Origin of the sequence: Virgibacillus sediminis (assembly GCF_042643265.1) — a bacterium.
GTDB lineage: Bacteria > Bacillota > Bacilli > Bacillales > Amphibacillaceae > Virgibacillus_O > Virgibacillus_O sediminis.
On record NZ_JBHRRZ010000014.1, the window covers coordinates 97,568 to 117,844 of the forward strand.

The following is a 20,277-nucleotide window of genomic DNA, read 5'->3' on the forward strand; positions in this document are numbered from 1 at the left end:
GTGTGGAAGTAAAAAAATGGAAGCCTGTAATTGAAGGGCTGTTATTCGCTAGTGGAGAGCAGGGAATAACGGCCAAGCATTTATCCAAGATCTTGGAGATCCCTGAATGGCAGGTGGAAAATTTACTGATCGAGTTAAAAGATGATTTGAAAAATGAAGATAGAGGGATCATGGTGATGCAGTCACATGAGGTGTATCACCTTACAACTAAACCGGAGCATAGTGATTATTATAAAAAAATGATGGAAACTCCCAAGACATCGAGAATGTCGCAGGCAGCTCTGGAAACTCTTGCCATCATTGCCTATCAGCAGCCTATTACGAGGACGGAGATCGAAGAAATAAGAGGGGTGAAGAGCGACCGGCCTGTACAAACCCTGCTGGCCAGATCTCTAATAGAGGAAGCCGGTCGGAGAGACAGTGTTGGGCGCCCTGTATTATTTTCTACTACAAAGGAATTTCTTACTTATTTTGGTCTGACATCTTTAGACGAACTGCCACCGCTTCCCGAAGATCCTGATGAATTTGAACAAGAAGCGGATATGTTCTTTGAAAGATTTGAAATGGAGTAGGAAATGAAATACTTAAGTGTAACCCAAAAGTTGGAGGAAACTCTAATTTTTGGGGTTTTATTATGTCAAAAGTTTCCATCAGCAATAGAAGTATGATGGCTAGCTGCCTTAAAAAGGTCCATACATTCCATCCGTTATAAGCGTCGGGGGTGAGTGCTGTCAGGTCCTGATCTCCTTTGTTTACACCAATATTTGATTGCTTGCATAGGCTGATGTGGAGGTGATCGAATGGATGATAAATGGAAATCATACTTGGAGGATCTTATTTATTGGGGAGAAGAAACAAAGGAGTCTCTTTCAGCCTCTTCATTGCCTGAGTCGGAAATGAAGCAATGGATCAATCAACTGGATGATTGGCAGTTGAAGATTCAAGACCTGCTTCATGAGCAAAGAGAGTTGACCTCAAAGGAAATGGACGAAATTAATGAAGAAGGGAAACGAATTTTTCAAGATATAAAAAAGTGGAAGGCAAACATGGGAGGGAATGAAGTACCATTCGGAGAGCATGAACTTCCGCCATTGCCCTACGCCTACCATGCACTAGAACCATATATCAGTGAGGATATCATGCGGCTGCATCATCTGGTCCATCATCAGTCCTATGTAGATGGTCTGAATAAGGCGGAGAATGAACTTTATAATAAAAATTCAACGGATCATATGATAAAACATTGGCTTCGGGAGCAGGCTTTTAATGGTTCCGGTCACTACCTGCACTCCATTTTCTGGGAAAATATGACACCCGATTCATCTGGAAAACCGGAAGGAGAGATTCTCCAACAGATAGATAAAGACTTCGGGGGATGGCAAGAATTCAAGTCGTTATTTTCGAAGGCAGCATCTTCTGTCGAGGGTGTTGGTTGGGCAGTTCTGCTTTGGGTGCCGGCTAGCGGCAGGCTTGCTGTTCAATCGTTTGAAAAACATCAATTATTTCAATTGGCAGCAGGAATACCATTGCTGGTGTTGGATGTCTGGGAGCATGCTTATTATCTCCAATATCAAACAGATAGAGATGAATATATAGATAACTGGTGGAACATAGTCAACTGGCAAGATGTAAATGAACGGCTTAAAGCAGCTAAATTGAAGGTTTGACCAACAGCTCCTCCTGCAGATCCGTTGCTCTTCAGGCATAACACTTTTTTTGGTGCATATGCTTTAGAGATAGAAAATCTGCGGGAGGAAGCATGCTATGAAACGAGCGGTCTCACTACTATGCATATTGCTCTGTTGTTTTTTTATTTATCCTGCAACAGGACAAGCTGCACCATCAATATCTGCCAATAATGCCATTTTGATTGAGCAGTCCACAGGAAGGGTCCTTTATGAGAAACAGGCTCATGAGAAAGAATTGATTGCAAGCATTACCAAAATCCTGACAGCCATCATTGCTGTGGAATCCGGCAAAATGAACGAAACGGCGACGGTCAGTAGGAAAGCGGTCTATACGGAGGGTTCTTCGATCTATTTAGAGCAGGGGGAGAAAATTAGTATAAAAGACCTCGTCTATGGGCTGATGCTCCGTTCAGGAAATGATGCAGCTGTAGCAATCGCTGAACACATAGGAGGAAGTGAAGAGGGGTTTGTTCATTTAATGAATGAAAAGGCGGATTGGCTCGGCATGACCAATAGCAGTTTTGCAAACCCACACGGGCTGAATGCAGACAATCATTTTTCGACGGCTTATGACATGGCTTTGCTAATGAGATATGCAATGAACCATCCCGTGTTTAGGGAAATAACAGGAGAAACATCATACTTGTCCGAAAACCGTTCATACAGTTGGAGAAACAAAAACAAATTACTCACCGAGTATTATGAACATACTACAGGTGGAAAAACCGGCTTCACAAAAAAAGCCGGAAGAACATTGGTATCATCTGCAGAAAAGAATGGAATGACCCTTATTGCTGTGACATTGAATGCCCCCGATGACTGGAGGGACCACATGAGCCTTTATGAATGGGGGTTTGATAACTATGAACTGACGAATCTAGCTGAAGAGGGATCGGAGCTTTACCGTTTAAACAATACAAGAGACCTGCAGTCAGGCTATTTGCATGATGACTTGATATACCCGCTTAGGGATGGAGAATATGAACAATTGGAAAGGCAGACATATCTACTGGAAGGTGGTAATGCTGACATGGATGGGAGAATCGGCAAAACGATATTCCACCTTAAAGGGGATCAGATTGCAGAGGCAGCTATCTATGCAGAGAGGAAAAGCGAAGAATCGGAGAGCCTCGTTTCACAAGCCTTGTCTATATACGGGCAGATTCTGGGGGGCCGTTAAAGTTGGTTAATCTAATTTGGGCTTTTATGGCTGTTATTGGTATTTTGTACGCCATGGCCAATGGGACGATGGATCAGGTGAATGAGGCAGTATTCGAAGGGGCGGCAGAAGCAGTCACTCTGTCGATTGGCTTAATAAGTGTACTAGTATTCTGGCTCGGACTCATGAAAGTAGCTGAAGAAGCAGGGATTCTTAAAGTGCTTACCAGACTTATGCGTCCGCTGGTCAGCAAATTATTCCCCGAAATCCCCCCAGATCATCCGGCAATGGGGTACATCTTATCCAATATGGCGGCAAATATCTTCGGTTTGGGCAACGCAGCTACACCGATGGGCATCAAGGCAATGGAACAGATGAAACAGCTTAGTGGTAATGAAACAGCTTCTCGTTCGATGATTACCTTTTTAGCCTTAAATACTTCCAGTTTAACTATCATACCAACCACTGTTATTGCAATCCGCATGCAATATGATTCCGTCTCACCTACAGAAATTGTAGGAACTACCATCCTTGCAACATTGGTTTCTTCGGTCAGCGCCGTATTGGTGGATCGATTCTACTATTATAAGAGTATCCGGGGGAATTGAGATGAGTGTAATAACTGCAGTCAGCACATGGTTCATACCGTGCTTTATATTGTTAGTTCTGTCTGTTGCCACATGGAGGAAAGTTCCATCATATGAAATGTTTGTGGAAGGGGGGAAGGAAGGAGTCAAAATGGCATTTTCCCTTCTTCCTTTTTTAGTGGGGATGATTGTTTCTATCTCCATCTTGCGGAGTTCTGGCGCACTGGAGGCCTTTATTCAGTTAATTTCCCCTGTTTTAATCGCGGTTGGGGTTCCTCCCGATATTATACCATTGGCACTCGTCCGTCCTATATCCGGAACAGCAGCATTAGGGATGACCACCGAGTTGATCAGCAGCCACGGGCCTGATTCATTTATTGGAAGATTGGCGTCCACCATGCAGGGAAGCACTGATACAACACTATATATTCTGACTGTATATTTCGGTGCTGTTGGCATAAAGAAAATGAGTTATGCGTTGAAAGTTGGACTGATAGCAGATGTTATTGGTATAATTGCTTCAATAATTATTGTAACACTAGTTTTCGGATAAACTGTTTAGTGGCGTTAACATATAGTTAGCGCTATTATTATGTATGAAAATAACTATTCAGGATTGGATGATAAAATGAGCGATAAATTAGACAGGCTTCAAAAAGTAATCGCACAAAGCGGTGTTACTTCCAGAAGAAAGGCTGAAAAGCTGATTGCTGATGGAAAAGTAAAAGTGAATGACAAAGTGGTTTCCGAATTAGGAACAAAGGTTTCTCCCAATGATAGGATTGAAGTGGATGGTGTACCTCTTGAAAAGGAAAAACCGGTATACTACCTGCTGTACAAACCGAGGGGTGTAATTTCCAGCCTGAAAGATGATAAAGGCAGAAAAGTTGTAACCGATTTGATTGGAGAGATTGAAGAACGTGTCTATCCAGTAGGGAGGCTCGACTATGACACCTCTGGAATCCTCCTGCTGACCAACGATGGAGAATTTGCTAATCAATTAATGCATCCCCGATATGGGGTGGAAAAAGTATATGTCGCAAAACTGGAAGGTATACCCGATAAGATGGAACTTGGAAGGTTGAGGAAGGGCGTCGAGTCGGAGAATGATGTTCTCAAAGCACTAAGGTATAAAATTCTTTCCGTGGACAGGAAGAAAAATTCCATGCTGCTTGAACTGACACTGAACGAGGGTAAAAATAGACATGTCAGAAGGATGATGGATGTTCTCGGTTACCCGGTGCAGAAGTTGAAAAGGGAGAGGTATGGTGTATTGACCTTGGAAGGCCTTCAGCCCGGCGGCTTCCGCCCATTAAACCCCAAGGAAGTTAAACAAATGAGGAATCTAGCCGTAAAGAATGTTGAAAAATAGTCAAATTCTGGCGTTTGGTTTGATGATATACTTCAATGGGGAGTGATTACCATATGAGTTTGGAAGAAGCCAAAAAGAAAAAAAGCAATAAAAAGAAGAAGCGACTCATCTTCAGAACAGCTACTATCGGAGTTTTACTGGCTGCTGTCGCATATGCCCTAGTTTCCAACCTGACAAGTGACAACACCGTCTACGGTGAGGGAGACGAGGCACCTGATTTCCAATTAACTCAAATAAACAAAAATAATGAAATGGAAACGGTCCAGCTCAGCGATCTTCGAGGAAAGGGAGTCATGCTTAACTTCTGGGGTACCTGGTGTCCTCCTTGTGAGAAGGAAATGCCATACATGGAAGATTTGTACCCGGAATATAAGGAAAAAGGTGTGGAAATTGTAGCGGTAAGTCTGGATGCCACTGAACTGGTTGTTCACCGGTTCATTGATAAATATGACCTTACTTTTCCTGTTCCCCACGATACTACTGGAGAGGTAATGGACCTTTATAAAGTCGGCCCCTTGCCGACCACTTTCTTTATTAATCCGGACGGGGAGATAGAAGAGGTAGTTGAAGGCGGTTTGACACTGGAAAGTATCGAGGGGCATTTGCAAAGCATACAGCCGCAGACATGAACAAGCCATAACTGAGAGGGATAGGAATGAACAAAATAAAATGTGAATGCGGACACGTTAACCCGGAAGGAACAGTACTGTGTGAAGCTTGCGGGAAACCCATCGAAAAGAACCAGCATATTGAAGGAAACGATAATAAGAAATTATTGAATATGCGTTACGATGGCAGTGCCCGCAGATCTCAGACGTATAACAAAACAATCATTGATAAAACTTGGAGTTTCTTTTCTTCAGTAAAAGTGGGTGTATGGCTGATCGTCATTACACTTATAGCTTCGGCGATCGGCTCTATCTTCCCGCAGGAGATGTATATTCCTGCTGATGCTGAAAACCGCGATCCGTCCGTCTTCTATGAGGATCGATACGGCATTCTAGGGTTGATTTATTATCAGTTAGGTTTACATAATTTGTACAGTTCCTGGTGGTACATGCTGTTGATTGCCTTAATAGGAATTTCCTTGGTGATTTGCAGTATTGATAGGGTTGTCCCATTGTACAAGGCTTTGAAGATTCAGAAACCAAAGAGGCATAAATCGTTTATCAGCCGGCAGCGGCTGTATAGTGAAACAGATCACGTGACAGGGGAAGAAATCGATACAGTAAAAGAACGGCTGAAAAAACAGAGGTATCGTATCAGAGAAGAAGACGGCCATATCCTGGCTGAGAAAAATAGGTTCTCCAGATGGGGGCCATATGTAAATCATATCGGTCTTATTATTATCCTGGTGGCAGCAATCCTCAGGTTCTCTGATGTCCTGTACTTGGATGAATATGTATGGGTTAGAGAAGGAGAGACCACAGTAATTCCCGGAACTAATAGTGAATATTATATTGAAAATAAAGAATTGCTGATTGAAACCCATGATGAGAATGATGAAAGATTCAAAGAGGCTATCGCTGAACAAGGGGAAGTGTTCAGTAATTTTCAGACCAATGCAGTCATCTATCGGGCAAAAGAATCTTCAGTTGCAGGAGAAGAGCCGGAACTGGAGCCTATCCAGGAAGAGGAAATCCGATTGAACCATCCGGCTAAATTCGACGAATATTCCCTATATCAGGCAGGTTATCAGACGAATGAATTTTCTTCTATGAGCTTCAAGATTCATGAAGTGGATGATCCGGAAGAAGAAGCCCTTGCCAATTTCGAGGTGGACTTAACCTCCCCGGAAAGTGAGTATCAATTGGAAAATGGCTTCCGTGTGGAAATAGCCGAATATTTTCCTGATTATTATCTGGGCGATGACGGCGAACCAGCATCGGAGACAAATTATCCCCGAAACCCAGCCTTTGTAATGGTTGTCCATCCGCCAGACGGAGAAGAACCTGAAGTAAGCTTCCTTGGGATTGGACGAAATTTGGATCCTACAGGCGAAAATGACTACAATATCGGGATTACGGACTTTGATACAAGAGATGTCAGTGGTTTAACGGTAAGAGTGGACCATACTCTTCCATTTTTTGGACTGGGTGCTGCTATATTTATGATCGGTGTGATTCAGGGAATGTACTGGCATCACAGAAGGATCTGGCTCCACCCTAAAGATGATGGTATCCTCATGGCTGCCCATACTAATAAAAACTGGTTTGGTGTCCAAAAAGACATCGAAAAAGCAATAGAAGGCACAAATATCACAATGGTGACTGACCAGCAGGAATTGGATGAAGGATGATGGAATTTCCTCTTCTCCAACCTGTGCCATCTAACAATACGGAGGGTAATATATGAGTTTAATTGAAGTAAGCAGTACCATGCTGTACACGGCGTTTATCCTTTATTTGGTTGCAACCTTCTTTTTTGGGTTTACCATCAGGGATAAAAGGACTTCCACGGCAAAAGGAAGGGCCGGGGTAATAGGCATTACAATAACAATCATTGGCTTTGCCGCCCAAACCATTTACTTTATAACAAGGTGGATGGCAAGCGGGCATGCACCTGTAAGCAATATGTTCGAATTCATGACTTTCTTGGGCATGTGTCTGGTGTTTGGTTTTATTGTGATCTACTTTATATACAAAGTGACAGTGCTTGGGCTTTTCGCCCTGCCTGTAGCAATGATCATCATTGCCTATGCCAGTATGTTCCCTACTGAAGTGGCTCCATTAGTGCCATCCCTGCAAAGCCATTGGTTATATATTCATGTGACCACTGTATCACTTGCACAAGGGATCCTCTCTATCAGCTTTGTTGCTGGGCTGATCTATTTAATCCGACAGGTTGATCAAACTGTCCGGAATAAAAGTAATATATGGCTGGAAATTGTACTTTATTCCTTATTTCTGTTTGTCGGTTTTATTGTTAGTACGACCGTATTCAATTTAATGGACTACAGTGCAACGTTTGAATATACCGAACAAGGAGCCAATGTAACAACTGAATACCATCTGCCTGCCATTGCTGCCCCTAATGAAGGAACGCTTATTTCGGAGGATGTAATGGAGCCATGGTTCGAGGCACCAGAATGGATGCACGGAGCGGATGCTGGAAGGAAATTCAATACCGTTATTTGGTCGGTATTAACAGGAACCATTCTTTATGGTCTTGTCCGTCTCCTCCTCCGTAAAAGAATAGGTGCATTCATCCAGCCATATCTTAAAAATGTGAAACCGGATCTGGTGGACGAAATCAATTACCGGGCAGTAGCAATCGGATTTCCTCTCTTTACACTTGGAGGGCTTATTTTCGCAGCCATTTGGGCACAGATTGCCTGGGATCGTTTCTGGGGATGGGATCCGAAAGAAGTATGGGCCCTAATTACATGGTTTTTCTACGCTGCCTTCTTGCATCTGCGGCTTTCGAGAGGCTGGCATGGTGAGAAATCTGCGTGGCTCGCTGTAATCGGGTTTGCAATTATTATGTTTAACCTGATTGTAGTCAATCTAGTCTTGGCAGGCCTGCATTCTTATGCATAAGGACATTTAATATAAAAGGCACTGGTGTAAACTTTACACGGTGTCTTCTTTTCTTACACATTTTAAGAATGTTGGTTTATACTCAAAATATATTCGTGAGAAGGGGGAATTGATATGGATAAAGAAGCTATCATACTAGTTGTCGATGATGAAGAAAGGATCCGACGGCTAACCCGTATGTACCTAGAGAGAGAAAATTACGTAGTGGATGAAGCTGAGAATGGTAAAGATGCATTGGATAAAGCCTTGAATAACCATTATGATGTTATATTGCTTGATATTATGATGCCGGAAATGGATGGAATAGAGTTCAGCCAGGAGCTGCGCAAGGAGAAAACCACACCCATTATCATGTTGACAGCAAAAGGAGAAGAGGCAAACAGAGTTCAAGGGTTCGAGGCGGGAGCTGATGACTATGTAGTAAAGCCTTTCAGTCCGAGGGAAGTCGTTCTTCGGGTAAAAGCATTGCTCCGCAGGGTGTCTACTTCTGATTTCAATCATAAAGAAGAGACTTCTAAAAACGTATTGGTGTTTCCAAATCTAACCATTGACCATGATGCACACAGAGTGACTGCGGATGGTAAGGAAGTGACCCTTACTCCTAAAGAGTATGAGCTGCTCTGTTTTTTGGCCAAGTCACCTGACAAAGTTTTCACTAGGGAGCAGCTGTTGAAGGAAGTATGGGAATATGAATTTTTTGGGGACCTGAGAACCGTGGATACACATGTGAAACGATTAAGGGAGAAGTTAAACAATGTTTCCCAAGAGGCAGCGAAAATGATTGTCACCGTTTGGGGTGTCGGCTATAAATTCGAGGTAGATGACGCATAATGTTTTGGCGCAGCGTAGTAGGGAAGCTGGCGGCAACTATCCTGCTGTTGGTTTCTTTTGTATTATTTATATTAACCATACTGCTTCTCCAGTTTTTTGAAAACTTCCATATCCAGGAAGCTGAAAAGGCAATGATGCAGACGGCCACGAAAGTTTCCGTGCTTGTGGAACAGCACCCGGACCGGGCACTAATTAAGGAAACAACGGAACGAATCGCTGACTTGGATACAAGAATTGCTATTGTTTTTGGGGATGGAGAGGTCTGGGTGTCGGACAGTTCCAATGAAGAATTGTCAGAGTTCAAAATGTCTTGGCTCGATATGGATAACAAGCTTGCCAGGGTGATTACTGATGACGCCGAAATTAAACAGCAAATGGTGCTTCCTGAGAGTGGCATTGAAGCAATGATTGCAGGGGCGCCTGTATCCACTACTCAGGCAGGCGTGTTTGTTTATCAATCTTTAGATGTCATTGAACAGACAAAAAAAGAGACAACCCAGATTATCCTTTTGGCGGCAGGTATTGCAATTATATTGACCATCGTATTCGCCGTGTTCCTTTCGTCACGGATAACCTCTCCTCTGATAAAAATGAGGGAAGCTGCTTTCGATCTAACCAGAGGGGAATTTAATACTAAGGTTCCTATATTGACTCATGATGAGATTGGAGAGCTGGCTATTGCGTTTAACCGCATGGGGAGACAGCTGAAATTCCATATAAATGCTCTGCGGCAGGAAAAAGAGCAATTCTCCAGTATAGTAAGCTCGATGGCAGATGGTGTGATCACTTTAAGCCGCAATGGTGAAATGATTGTTATTAACCCGCCGGCAGAGAAATTCCTGGAAGACTGGTATTTTGAGAAAGGGAGCAGCCCGGAAGAGGAAGACGGGAGACTTCCCGATGAATTACATGAGATCCTTCAAGAAGTGGTTCAAAGGGAGAGGGAAGAACTGTATGAGACGAGCCTGCAGGGTAGAAATTGGGTTATGCTGATGACCCCTTTATATGACCAGACACATGTTAGAGGAGCTGTCGCCGTTATTAGGGATATGACGGATGAGAGACGCTCCGATAAATTAAGAAAGGATTTTATTGCCAATGTCTCGCATGAACTACGTACCCCAATTTCTTTAATGCAGGGGTATAGTGAGGCAATCGTAGACGATGTAGCAGAGTCGAAGGAAGATAAGAATGAGCTGGCCCAAATTATTCATGAAGAATCATTGCGCATGGGAAGACTAGTAAATGAACTCCTTGATTTGGCGAGGATGGAAGCTGGCCATATCGAGCTTAATAAGAGTAAAGTCAACGTCGGAACGTATGCTGACCGGATCATCAAAAAATTTAGTGGCCTAGCAGAAGAGAACCATATCGAATTGAGGCTGGAAAAAAATATCAGCCGTAACCAGGCTTATTTTGATCCAGACCGCATAGAGCAGGTTTTCACAAACTTAATTGACAATGCTATTCGCCATACAAGTGAGAATGGGGTTGTCCGGGTGTACGTGGATTGCACGGAAAGCGGCCTTGCTGCTGAAGTAGAAGATAGTGGCACCGGCATACCTGAACAGGACCTTCCATTTGTATTTGAGAGGTTTTATAAAGCAGATAAATCAAGGACCAGAAATAAAGAGAAGAAGGGCACAGGCCTTGGCCTTGCCATTGCAGAGAATATCATAGAGGCCCATAATGGTAGTATTAAGGTCAAAAGTATAGAGAATCAAGGAACTACTTTCAGCTTCCATATTCCGCTGGAAACATAATCTTTTCTCATGCAGCCAAATATGATATGATTTAATAAGTAATTAAATTGAATACATGAAAAGGAATTCCGGTGCTTTTAGCTTAATAGGGAATCCAGTGTAAATCTGGAACTGTCCTCGCAACTGTAATTGACGGATGAAATAAGCAATAACCCACTATATGGGCATCATATGGGAAGGGGCTTAGAGTAAGAAGCTGTCATAAGTCAGTAGACCTGCCGAAATTCTGATGTTTCAATGCTTCGGGGATTTGAGCGTTTGAGACAACCGGATACATATAGATGCTATATGGGTAAAATTATGTTTCGATTGTCGAAAAAAGCCATCTCTTGCTAAAGGGATGGCTTTTTTTAAGTGTTGGACGTTCATCGCTCATATTTCAAAATTACAAAACATATTGGGGAGGTACTAGAGATGAAGAGAAGAATTTTGTGGCACCTGGGAGCCCTGCTGTTGGCAATGGGGCTGCTCGCAGGGTGTACAGGGGAAGAATCCACTCAGCAGGAATCGGCTCCAGACACGGATCAGGAAAACACGCAGCAGGCAGAGGAAAAAGAGGAAAGGGTTCACATTACTCTGTCGGAAAACGAAGGGGAAGAAATAATCGCCGAGGAAGAAGTGACTATCACTGAAAATGCCATTCTTATGGATGTAATGAAAGAAAACTTTGATATTGAGGAGGAAAATGGCTTTATTACTTCTATTAATGGCATTGGACCGGAAGAAGGAGAAGAAAGGTCATGGATGTTCTACGTAAATGGAGAAATGGCAATGGTAGGAGCTCAGGAATATGAACTGGAGCCGGGTGATGAGGTAACCTTTGATCTTCAGGCATGGGAATGATTTAGTTGAGCACATATAAACTGACACTTCTTGCATTACTCGCTGCTTTGGCGGTTGTAGGGAGGGCCGCATTCGCTTTTCTCCCAAATATTCAGCCGGTAACTTCCATCATTATAATATGCGGAATTTTCTTAGGGCCGCTTCCGGCGGTACTGCTTTCATTGGTAACAGTATTTTTATCCAATATGCTGCTTGGTATGGGGGTTTGGACGGTCTGGCAGATGGTATCGTGGTCCTTGATCGGTCTGCTTAGCGGGTTGATCGGAAACCTTCTCAAAAGGATGCCATTGGCAGCTCTCGCGGGTTTTGCAATATTTTGCGGTTATTTATATGGGTTCATTGTTTCACTGACAACCTATCAAATTACTGGCCAATTCCTGCCTTATTATTTGGCTGGTCTACCGTTTGACACGTTACATGCATTAGGAAATGGAATATTCATATTAATTTTCTATCCTTTAATAGGTGTATATTTCAAGAAATTTATAGAAAATCATTTAAAACACTGACTCATTCATCAATAAAACAGAAGGCTGCCGCCTATAGCGGCAGCCTTCTCAATTGCTGGTATTTTGACTTTTTCCGAATGGCAATTTATGATTGAATCAGAACCATAACAGGTTCCGTACATATATTTATCCCGCTCTTACCATCCTCGGCCGTCTTACTGATAAATTCAACATAAATTATCACTATATAGCAACCAACAATATAGGAGACTCTTCATAGGGGGAGAGTAAATGATTATTGAAGGCCTTTTACTCCGTAGCATTCACCAACTCAGAGGAGAGAGGACTGTTTCCTCTATCTATCATTTGCTAAAGGGGAAGAAATCTATTCAGACCGTGCAGGACGCCCATATTTATTCGTTGGAACCTTATTTCGGGGTTCATAAGCGGCTTGATAAACGGCAGTTTGACGATATCGTTGACAAGCTGTCTTACATGAAGTATATCCAATCATTATCCGATTTGCAGCCCATCTGGAAGCTGACAAGGGAGGGATTGGGTTGGCTGGATGAGCGAGAGCCGATTCTTGGCCTTGATAAACTGAACGGCTTAAAATATCATGAAACTGGAGTCTTATTTACAGATCGGCTTACTCTATTGATTCAAACATTGACCAACAGCAGAATGAACTATTTTTCTTTTATACCGGTCGTAGATAATGGACCCACGGAGTCCTGGGTGAAAGGCTTCTATAAAAAAGCTCGGGATAAAGAAGGGGCTATACTCCAAGAAATGTATGAAGAGCTTCATCATCTGCTGAAGAACTTCACTGACGATGAAGCAGGAATATTTACCGACCGCTTAACCGGATATAAAAGGTATGGTATGAGTGTGGGACAGCTCGCAGATAAATACCAGCTTTCTATAGATGATACTTACTTAAGGCTCACGGCTATGACGCATAGTATGATGGATCAGATACGTAATAATCCAGGTGCCTTTCCCTTAATGAAGCTGCTGCTTCGTGATTTGGAAGATGATTATGGATTATCCTTCTCAGCCAATACAACTTACAAGCTGTTGAAAAAGGGGTTGGATATAGATCAGATTGCTGGTCGGAGGAAACTAAAAGTTAATACCATTTATGATCATATCGTGGAAATAGCACTACAGGATGAGGGTTTTTCAATTGATTCCTATTTCTCACATGGAGAAAAGGAAGAAATTATCCAAGCCATGAATAAGGCCGGCACCCATAAACTAAAAGAAATAAAGCAGCTGGTTAATGAAAAAGTGAGCTATTTTCAGATACGCCTGCTCATAGCAAGAGAAAAATCGTTGGAAAGGAGGGATCGCCAGTGACACTTGAAGAGAGTTTGCATCATCATTTCGGTTATGCGTCCTTCCGCTCTGGCCAAAAAGAAATCATTTTGGATGTATTGTCGGGTAATAGCGTGTTGGGCATCCTTCCGACAGGTTCTGGTAAATCCATTTGCTATCAACTTCCTGCTAAAATGCTAAATGGGACAACCATTGTAGTTTCCCCTTTAATATCCTTGATGATGGATCAAATCAAGCAATTAAAGGCCATGCAGTTCAAGGAAGTAGTTGCTTTAAATAGTTTTATGGGTCCGATAGAGAGAAAGAGGGTATTTCGGAATCTTTCCCAGTACAAACTGATATACCTTTCTCCTGAACTCCTGCAAAGCGGTGAAGTAATCGGCCGATTGAGGCAGCTGGCCATAGATTTGTTCGTTGTGGATGAAGCTCACTGCATCTCCCAATGGGGTCACGAATTCAGGCCGGATTATCTTAAGCTTGGAGATATTATTAAAGAATTAAACAGCCCTCCAGTACTTGCTTTAAGCGCCACGGCAACTCCACAGGTTCAACAGGATATCATTTCCTCCCTAGGTAAGACGGGGATACATAAACACATATATCCCATGGATCGGAATAATATTGCTTTCTGCATTGAGCCTGTCCAGGACGATAAGGAAAAGCAATCCCATATTATCCGTCTGTTAAAGGAATTCAGGGTACCGGCTCTAATCTATTTTTCAAGCAGACAAGCTGCAGAGGATACCGCTAAAATCTTGTCAGCTAGTCTGGAGGATAGGAATATTGCTTTTTACCATGGCGGAATGGAGCAGAGTGACAGGGTTGCCATTCAGCAGCAGTTTATGAATGAGCAGCTGGATGTCATTTGTTGTACAAGTGCGTTCGGAATGGGAATTAACAAGAATAATATCAGGCTGGTCATCCACTATCATCTGCCAGGGCAAATGGAGTCATTTATTCAAGAGGTGGGCAGAGCCGGAAGAGATGGAAAATCCTCTGTCAGTGTGCTCCTTTATGGAGAGAACGATATGTTCTTGCCGAAAAGGATAGCCGAAAAAGAACTTCCATCGGAGGAAGAACTGAAGGCAGCCGCAAGCATATTAAAGAGTTTATCTCAGGCGGATAGGCAGTTGCCGACAGAGGATACAGAAGCGGAAAATCTCCTCCAATTGACAGAAAGCCAATGGAGATTTTTACGGTTTCAATTAGAGAAGAATGGCGTGTTAAAAGATAATACCATTCTTTTTGAGAAGGAAAAATTTTATAACAGCTTTCTGCAAATAGATGCTCATCGAAGAGAGAGGAAAGCTTTGAAGGAGAATAAATTGAAGGAAATGATTCATTGGATCCATACCACCGAGTGCCTGCGCAAACATTTATACAAGAGTTTTCAGCCATCATTCAGTGAAGCAGCCTATCATTGTTGCAGTAATTGTGGTTTTTCTTTTGCTGACTGGAAACCGGAAGAAAAGAGGCTAAAGGATACCCAGAGAGGCGCCTGGGAGGATAGGTTGAAGAATTTGCTGTTGGTTGGGCAAGATGAAACAAAGTGAGATTGCCAATGCGTTGACGGATAAGGAATTAAGAAAGCAGGTTTTTATATCCCAATATCTCCTTTTGGCTGCAGGGATCATATTAAGTTTCTTCTTTCATGACAGTTATGCTGAGTGGTTCGCTTATTGGCAATGGGACGGCAGGGAAATTCTCCTTTACGGGTTGGTACCCGGGCTGATCATTGTTATCGCTGATTTGCTTTTGATGTACGCTCTCCCTAAAAGCTGGTATGATGACGGCGGGATTAATGAACGGATTTTCAAAGGGCAATCATTAACTTCTATTATCGGCCTGGTGGCACTGATTGCACTGGCTGAGGAAATGCTGTTCAGGGGAGTGCTTCAGACAGCTTTCGGTTATGTCACGGCTAGTATTATATTTGCAGTAGTACATATCAGGTATTTAAATAAACCAGTACTCCTTATTTCTGTACTATTTATAAGTTTTTATATAGGCTATATGTTCGAACTTACGGGTAATCTTGCAGTTTCCATTACGGCTCATTTTACTGTGGATTTTTTGCTTGCATTGGTTATCCGGTTCCAAAAGTGAGGTGCTGTTAACATTGAGTGAAAATGTTCATGCTAATAAAGAGCAAATAAAAGATAAACAGAAAGAGCATTCTGATCTAACAGAAGAACAGGAAAGGGATATGGATATTCTGGAACTGCCTCCCAGGAGAGAGGTGCATGGGTCTGGTAAAAGCAGGACCCGCTGGAAAATGAGTGCACCCTTGATCAGGTTGATCGTGGTGATACTTCTGATCCTTGTTTTGTCTGCTGGCCTATTTTGGGCAGAGGGAGAGGGAATAATTTAACCATATTTGCCCCATTTTTATGTTTTCTGCATGATAATCACCTTATGTAAGTTCAACAATTCTATAATAAGCATATAGTGTATTAAGTAATTTTTGTATACTCCATTCAGTTCGCTGATTAAATATGGACTTGAGCCGGATCGTAAGTTTAGAGGGGGGACGCTGGATGCGTATTGAACGGATGTCCGAAAATCAATTTGCGATTTTTTTAACATTTGATGACTTGGTAGAAAGAGGGTTTACCAAGGAAGAGCTGTGGCACGATGCATTAAGTGTCCGGAATTTGTTTAGTGATATGCTTTATGAGGCAAGCTCCGAATTGGGATTTGAATTGGAAGGAATGCTTCTTGTTCATGTTTATTTAATGCAAGCACAGGGTATGCATGTCATGGTAACTCAAAATTTCGAAAATCAGGAGTGGGAAGAGGATTATATTGAGATGAAAGTTACTTTGGATGAAAGTGAAGAGTTGATATTTTCCTTTGATGCCTTTGAGGATATAATACAGGTTTCCTCCTACCTATCTTCCTTGTCAATTGAGGGAGGCCAAGTCTATTTCATGGATGATTTGTACTATATGCTGCTGAGCGAAGAAGATCTCTCTCAGCAGGATAAAGAAAATGTTATTGCTGTGATGTCTGAATTCTCAATACCGAGTATTATAACTTCCCATAGGCTCAAAGAATACGGAAAGGAGATATTCAAATCGGATGCAGTGAAGGAGATCATCAAAGTCTTTTATTAAGCAGATAATCTAGCTGAAAAGAGATGGACGTAAGAGCAGTTATTATGAAGGAAATGGAGTTCCAAGATCAATTTTTTGTATAAGTAAACAGTTACATTTTATTGCATATTTACGGCTAAGGTGTATACTAATCTCTGAGTACAGCTATATTAAAACACGTATGGATATTCTAGGAGGTAAATTCATGGTAGCCGATAAAACAGCAGATTCTACCCAAGAAAATAAAACGATGGATGTTCTAAGTTCAACACGAACTGTTGTTAGAACCGCGTTGGAAAAATTGGGTTACCCTGAGGAGGTCTATGAACTATTAAAAGAACCAGTAAGGATGATGACGGTCAGAATTCCGGTTCGAATGGATGATGGTTCAATTAAAATATTTACCGGATACCGGGCACAGCACAACGATGCTGTGGGTCCCACAAAAGGCGGAGTAAGATTCCATCCTAACGTTACGGAAACAGAGGTAAAAGCGCTATCTATATGGATGAGTCTGAAGGCTGGGATTGTAGACCTCCCATATGGCGGGGGTAAAGGCGGCATTGTATGCGACCCTCGGGAGATGTCTTTCCGAGAATTAGAAGGAGTAAGCAGAGGTTACGTCCGGGCCATCAGTCAGATCGTCGGCCCAACCAAAGATATTCCGGCGCCGGATGTCTTCACTAACTCCCAGATTATGGCGTGGATGATGGATGAATATAGCAGAATCGATGAATTCAATAATCCTGGCTTTATCACGGGTAAACCTATTGTGCTGGGAGGTTCACATGGAAGAGAATCTGCAACAGCCAAGGGTGTTACCATCTGTATCAATGAGGCTGCTAAAAAGAAAGGGCTTGATGTAAAAGGAGCCCGGGTTGTTGTTCAAGGTTTTGGTAACGCTGGCAGTTTCCTGTCCAAGTTCCTTCATGACGCTGGGGCCAAAATTGTGGGAATCTCTGATGCCTATGGAGCTTTACATGATCCGGATGGTCTCGATATCGATTATCTTCTGGATAGAAGAGACAGCTTCGGAACAGTGACTAAATTATTTAACAACACGATTTCCAATGAGGAGCTGTTGGAACTTGATTGTGATATTCTGGTTCCAGCTGCCGTAGAAAACCAAATCACCAAAGAAAATGCCGATAAGATAAAAGCAAGTATCATAGTCGAAGCCGCTAATGGCCCTACCACCATGGAAGCGACGAAGATCCTCTCAGATAGAGGAATCCTTCTTGTGCCGGATGTTTTAGCTTCAGCCGGGGGAGTTACTGTTTCCTATTTTGAATGGGTTCAGAACAATCAGGGATATTACTGGACGGAAGAGGAAATATCCGAAAAGCTGAACGAAATCATGGTGAAATCATTTAATTCCATTTATAATACTGCCCAGACTCGGAGAGTTGATATGCGGCTCGCAGCATATATGGTGGGAGTTAGAAAAATGGCGGAAGCCTCTAGGTTCCGCGGTTGGGTTTAGGAATCGATGAATAGGATAGGCCAAAAAACTCTTATCTAGTTTGCCAGATAAGAGTTTTTTCTGGTTTGATACCTAGTGAAATGTAAAAGAAAGGGAAGTGGATATTTTTGCAACATGAAAAAGTAATTATTGTTGGGGCTGGGCCTTGCGGGATGTCTTGTGCCATTGAGCTTCAGCAACGCGGACTGGATCCATTAATCATTGAGAAAAAAAATGTAGTAAATACAATATACAATTATCCGACACATCAGACCTTTTTCAGTTCCAGTGACAAATTGGAAATAGGACAAGTGCCTTTCATTACGGAAAAACAAAAACCTGTAAGAAATCAAGCATTGGCTTATTATCGAACGGTGGCTCAGCGAAAGAACTTGAGAATCCGTACATATGACGAGGTAAAGAGTATTCATAAATCCCATGGTTCTTTTCTTGTAAATACCAAAAAAGGTGAGTTTCAGGCTGATAATGTCATAATAGCAACGGGCTATTATGACCAACCCAATTTAATGGGAGTACCGGGTGAGGAGCTCGATAAAGTTATGCATTATTTTAAGGAAGCTCATCCATACTTCAATAAAAAGGTTGCTGTTATAGGAGGAAAGAACTCTGCGGTAGACGCTACTTTGGAACTTTATAAAGCGGGGGCACAGGTTACCGTGCTTTACCGAGGCAGTGAATATTCAGAAAGCATTAAACCCTGGATATTGCCCGAATTTGATTCACTGGTAAGGAAAGATGCCGTGCATATGGAATTCAATGCATCTGTAGAAAAGATTACAACAGACGCACTGACATACACCGCGGGAGGAAAGACCACTACAATCAGCAATGACTTTGTATTTGCAATGACTGGTTATCAGCCAAACTATCAGCTTTTGAAAAATGTAGGGATTTCCATTGACGAAGAAACCGGTGAGCCATTTTATAATAAAAACACAATGGAAACGAATGTCGCTGGCATGTTTATAGCTGGTGTAGTAGCAGCAGGTTATAACAACAATAAGATTTTCATTGAAAACGGACGATTTCATGGAGGTTTCATTGCTGAAACGATCACTAGTAGGCTAAATGCCCAACATAAATTATAAGAAAGAGACAGCTGTAACCAGCTGTCTCTTTAGCTATTCCAAAAAAGATTTTTGAAGAACAGAAAAATCTTGCGTATGTTCTAATTCTATCAAAAGTTTTATTCTCGCTTTGGGGCCTGTCAAGCCATTCGAAAAAATAACTCCCATATCACGCAAATTCCTTCCGCCACCTGGATAACCGTAAATTGGCTGAACTACACCTTGATAACTACGTGAGACCAGCACAACTGGTATACCTCGATCTATCATGCTTTTTAGCGGATCAACTGTCTCCCTGGGCAGATTCCCCTGTCCAAATGCTTCAATGACCAGGCCATCGAGGTTTGTCTTTAATACAGCTTCGAGAATCTGGTGATCCATTCCTGCATATGCCTTTAACAACAGAACTTGCTTGGATATGTTGCTGACCGGCTTGGTCTTTTTCGGGAAAGTAGGGTGGTGGAAGAGAACTGATTCTTTTGTGATACCGCCTATAGGTCCTTGTTGAGGACTTTTAAATGTTGCAACATTGCTTGTGGAGGTCTTAGTGACATTTGCTGCCGTATGGATTTCATCATTCATGACTACCAAGATGCCTTTTCCGGTGGCATTCTGATCCGCAGCCACTCTTACAGCGCTGATGAGGTTATATAACGCATCAGATCCAATTTCATTGCTGGATCTCATGGCACCGGTCAAAATTACCGGTTTATTGGTATCGACAACCAAGTCCAAGAAATAAGCTGTTTCCTCCAGTGTATCTGTTCCATGGGTGATAACCACTCCATCAAAATGACGGGTATTCCTTTCCACCGTCTGTGCCAGTTGAAGCATATGTCTTGGAGTTATCTGCGGAGAAGGAAGATCAAATGCCATGATTTCATCAATATTTGCTGTATTTCGGAAATGCTCGGCAACATCTGTTAAGGGATGTTTCCCTGTACGGTTTACTTCTCCAGTTTCTTTATTTTCAAGCATAGAGATGGTGCCGCCGGTGTGGATTATAAGGATGTTTTTCATACTAATCACCAATTTCTTTCTAGTTATTTTCATTACTTGA

Annotated in this window: 21 protein-coding genes and 1 riboswitch; of the genes, 20 read left to right on the forward strand and 1 reads right to left on the reverse strand. The window is 42.3% G+C overall.

Going from position 1 to position 20,277, the window contains the following annotated elements; all coding sequences use genetic code 11:
- The first annotated feature begins 2 nt into the window (after positions 1-2).
- From scpB to ACFODW_RS08045, 20 genes are all read left to right on the forward strand, one after another.
- Positions 3-572, forward strand: coding sequence for an SMC-Scp complex subunit ScpB (gene scpB, locus ACFODW_RS07950; RefSeq protein ID WP_390305041.1), 570 nt, complete (start codon positions 3-5; stop codon positions 570-572).
- 228 nt (positions 573-800) lie between these two features.
- Positions 801-1,667 carry a superoxide dismutase gene (locus tag ACFODW_RS07955; RefSeq protein WP_390305043.1) on the forward strand — a complete coding sequence of 289 codons (867 nt, stop codon included), beginning with the start codon at positions 801-803 and terminating at the stop codon, positions 1,665-1,667.
- A gap of 97 nt (positions 1,668-1,764) precedes the next feature.
- Entirely contained in the window at positions 1,765-2,868 is a 1,104-nt protein-coding gene (locus tag ACFODW_RS07960) for a D-alanyl-D-alanine carboxypeptidase family protein (protein WP_390305046.1), read from the forward strand.
- A 2-nt stretch (positions 2,869-2,870) separates the two neighbouring features.
- Positions 2,871-3,455, forward strand: coding sequence for a nucleoside recognition domain-containing protein (locus tag ACFODW_RS07965; protein WP_390305048.1), 585 nt, complete (start codon positions 2,871-2,873; stop codon positions 3,453-3,455).
- A gap of 1 nt (position 3,456) precedes the next feature.
- Positions 3,457-3,987 carry a spore maturation protein gene (locus ACFODW_RS07970; RefSeq protein ID WP_390305050.1) on the forward strand — a complete coding sequence of 177 codons (531 nt, stop codon included), beginning with the start codon at positions 3,457-3,459 and terminating at the stop codon, positions 3,985-3,987.
- Between the two features lie 75 nt (positions 3,988-4,062).
- Positions 4,063-4,806, forward strand: coding sequence for a pseudouridine synthase (locus ACFODW_RS07975; RefSeq protein WP_390305052.1), 744 nt, complete (start codon positions 4,063-4,065; stop codon positions 4,804-4,806).
- A gap of 53 nt (positions 4,807-4,859) precedes the next feature.
- Positions 4,860-5,435, forward strand: coding sequence for a thiol-disulfide oxidoreductase ResA (resA, locus tag ACFODW_RS07980; protein ID WP_390305054.1), 576 nt, complete (start codon positions 4,860-4,862; stop codon positions 5,433-5,435).
- 26 nt (positions 5,436-5,461) lie between these two features.
- Positions 5,462-7,105 carry a cytochrome c biogenesis protein ResB gene (resB, locus tag ACFODW_RS07985; protein ID WP_390305056.1) on the forward strand — a complete coding sequence of 548 codons (1,644 nt, stop codon included), beginning with the start codon at positions 5,462-5,464 and terminating at the stop codon, positions 7,103-7,105.
- Positions 7,106-7,157: 52 nt separating this feature from the next.
- The gene (gene ccsB / locus ACFODW_RS07990; RefSeq protein WP_390305058.1) at positions 7,158-8,345 is read left to right on the forward strand and encodes a c-type cytochrome biogenesis protein CcsB; all 1,188 of its coding nucleotides are present in this window, start codon (positions 7,158-7,160) and stop codon (positions 8,343-8,345) included.
- Between the two features lie 114 nt (positions 8,346-8,459).
- The gene (locus tag ACFODW_RS07995; protein ID WP_390305060.1) at positions 8,460-9,176 is read left to right on the forward strand and encodes a response regulator transcription factor; all 717 of its coding nucleotides are present in this window, start codon (positions 8,460-8,462) and stop codon (positions 9,174-9,176) included.
- Positions 9,176-10,939 carry an ATP-binding protein gene (locus ACFODW_RS08000; protein ID WP_390305062.1) on the forward strand — a complete coding sequence of 588 codons (1,764 nt, stop codon included), beginning with the start codon at positions 9,176-9,178 and terminating at the stop codon, positions 10,937-10,939. The genes ACFODW_RS07995 and ACFODW_RS08000 overlap by 1 nt, the downstream gene beginning before the upstream one ends.
- Before the next feature lie 52 nt (positions 10,940-10,991).
- Positions 10,992-11,176, forward strand: a riboswitch (cobalamin riboswitch).
- A 177-nt stretch (positions 11,177-11,353) separates the two neighbouring features.
- Positions 11,354-11,782: a DUF4430 domain-containing protein gene (locus ACFODW_RS08005; RefSeq protein WP_390305065.1), complete on the forward strand. Its 429-nt coding sequence runs from the start codon at positions 11,354-11,356 to the stop codon at positions 11,780-11,782.
- Between the two features lie 5 nt (positions 11,783-11,787).
- Positions 11,788-12,291, forward strand: a complete 504-nt coding sequence (locus ACFODW_RS08010; RefSeq protein ID WP_390305068.1) for an ECF transporter S component — start codon at positions 11,788-11,790, stop codon at positions 12,289-12,291.
- 231 nt (positions 12,292-12,522) lie between these two features.
- The gene (locus tag ACFODW_RS08015) at positions 12,523-13,593 is read left to right on the forward strand and encodes a helix-turn-helix domain-containing protein (protein ID WP_390305070.1); all 1,071 of its coding nucleotides are present in this window, start codon (positions 12,523-12,525) and stop codon (positions 13,591-13,593) included.
- Positions 13,590-15,125, forward strand: coding sequence for a RecQ family ATP-dependent DNA helicase (locus ACFODW_RS08020; RefSeq protein WP_390305073.1), 1,536 nt, complete (start codon positions 13,590-13,592; stop codon positions 15,123-15,125). The genes ACFODW_RS08015 and ACFODW_RS08020 overlap by 4 nt, the downstream gene beginning before the upstream one ends.
- Positions 15,112-15,678, forward strand: a complete 567-nt coding sequence (locus tag ACFODW_RS08025) for a CPBP family intramembrane glutamic endopeptidase (RefSeq protein WP_390305075.1) — start codon at positions 15,112-15,114, stop codon at positions 15,676-15,678. The genes ACFODW_RS08020 and ACFODW_RS08025 overlap by 14 nt, the downstream gene beginning before the upstream one ends.
- 13 nt (positions 15,679-15,691) lie before the next feature.
- Positions 15,692-15,943: a hypothetical protein gene (locus tag ACFODW_RS08030; protein ID WP_390305077.1), complete on the forward strand. Its 252-nt coding sequence runs from the start codon at positions 15,692-15,694 to the stop codon at positions 15,941-15,943.
- Positions 15,944-16,109: 166 nt separating this feature from the next.
- Positions 16,110-16,688 (forward strand): genetic competence negative regulator, encoded by a 579-nt coding sequence (locus tag ACFODW_RS08035; RefSeq protein ID WP_390305079.1) that lies wholly within the window; start codon positions 16,110-16,112, stop codon positions 16,686-16,688.
- A 184-nt stretch (positions 16,689-16,872) separates the two neighbouring features.
- Positions 16,873-18,150: a Glu/Leu/Phe/Val family dehydrogenase gene (locus ACFODW_RS08040; RefSeq protein ID WP_390305082.1), complete on the forward strand. Its 1,278-nt coding sequence runs from the start codon at positions 16,873-16,875 to the stop codon at positions 18,148-18,150.
- Positions 18,151-18,257: 107 nt separating this feature from the next.
- Entirely contained in the window at positions 18,258-19,238 is a 981-nt protein-coding gene (locus tag ACFODW_RS08045) for a YpdA family putative bacillithiol disulfide reductase (protein WP_390305085.1), read from the forward strand.
- A gap of 33 nt (positions 19,239-19,271) precedes the next feature.
- Here ACFODW_RS08045 and ACFODW_RS08050 read toward each other — a convergent pair whose 3' ends face one another.
- Positions 19,272-20,237: an asparaginase gene (locus tag ACFODW_RS08050; protein ID WP_390305230.1), complete on the reverse strand. Its 966-nt coding sequence runs from the start codon at positions 20,235-20,237 to the stop codon at positions 19,272-19,274.
- Between the last annotated feature and the right edge of the window lie 40 nt (positions 20,238-20,277).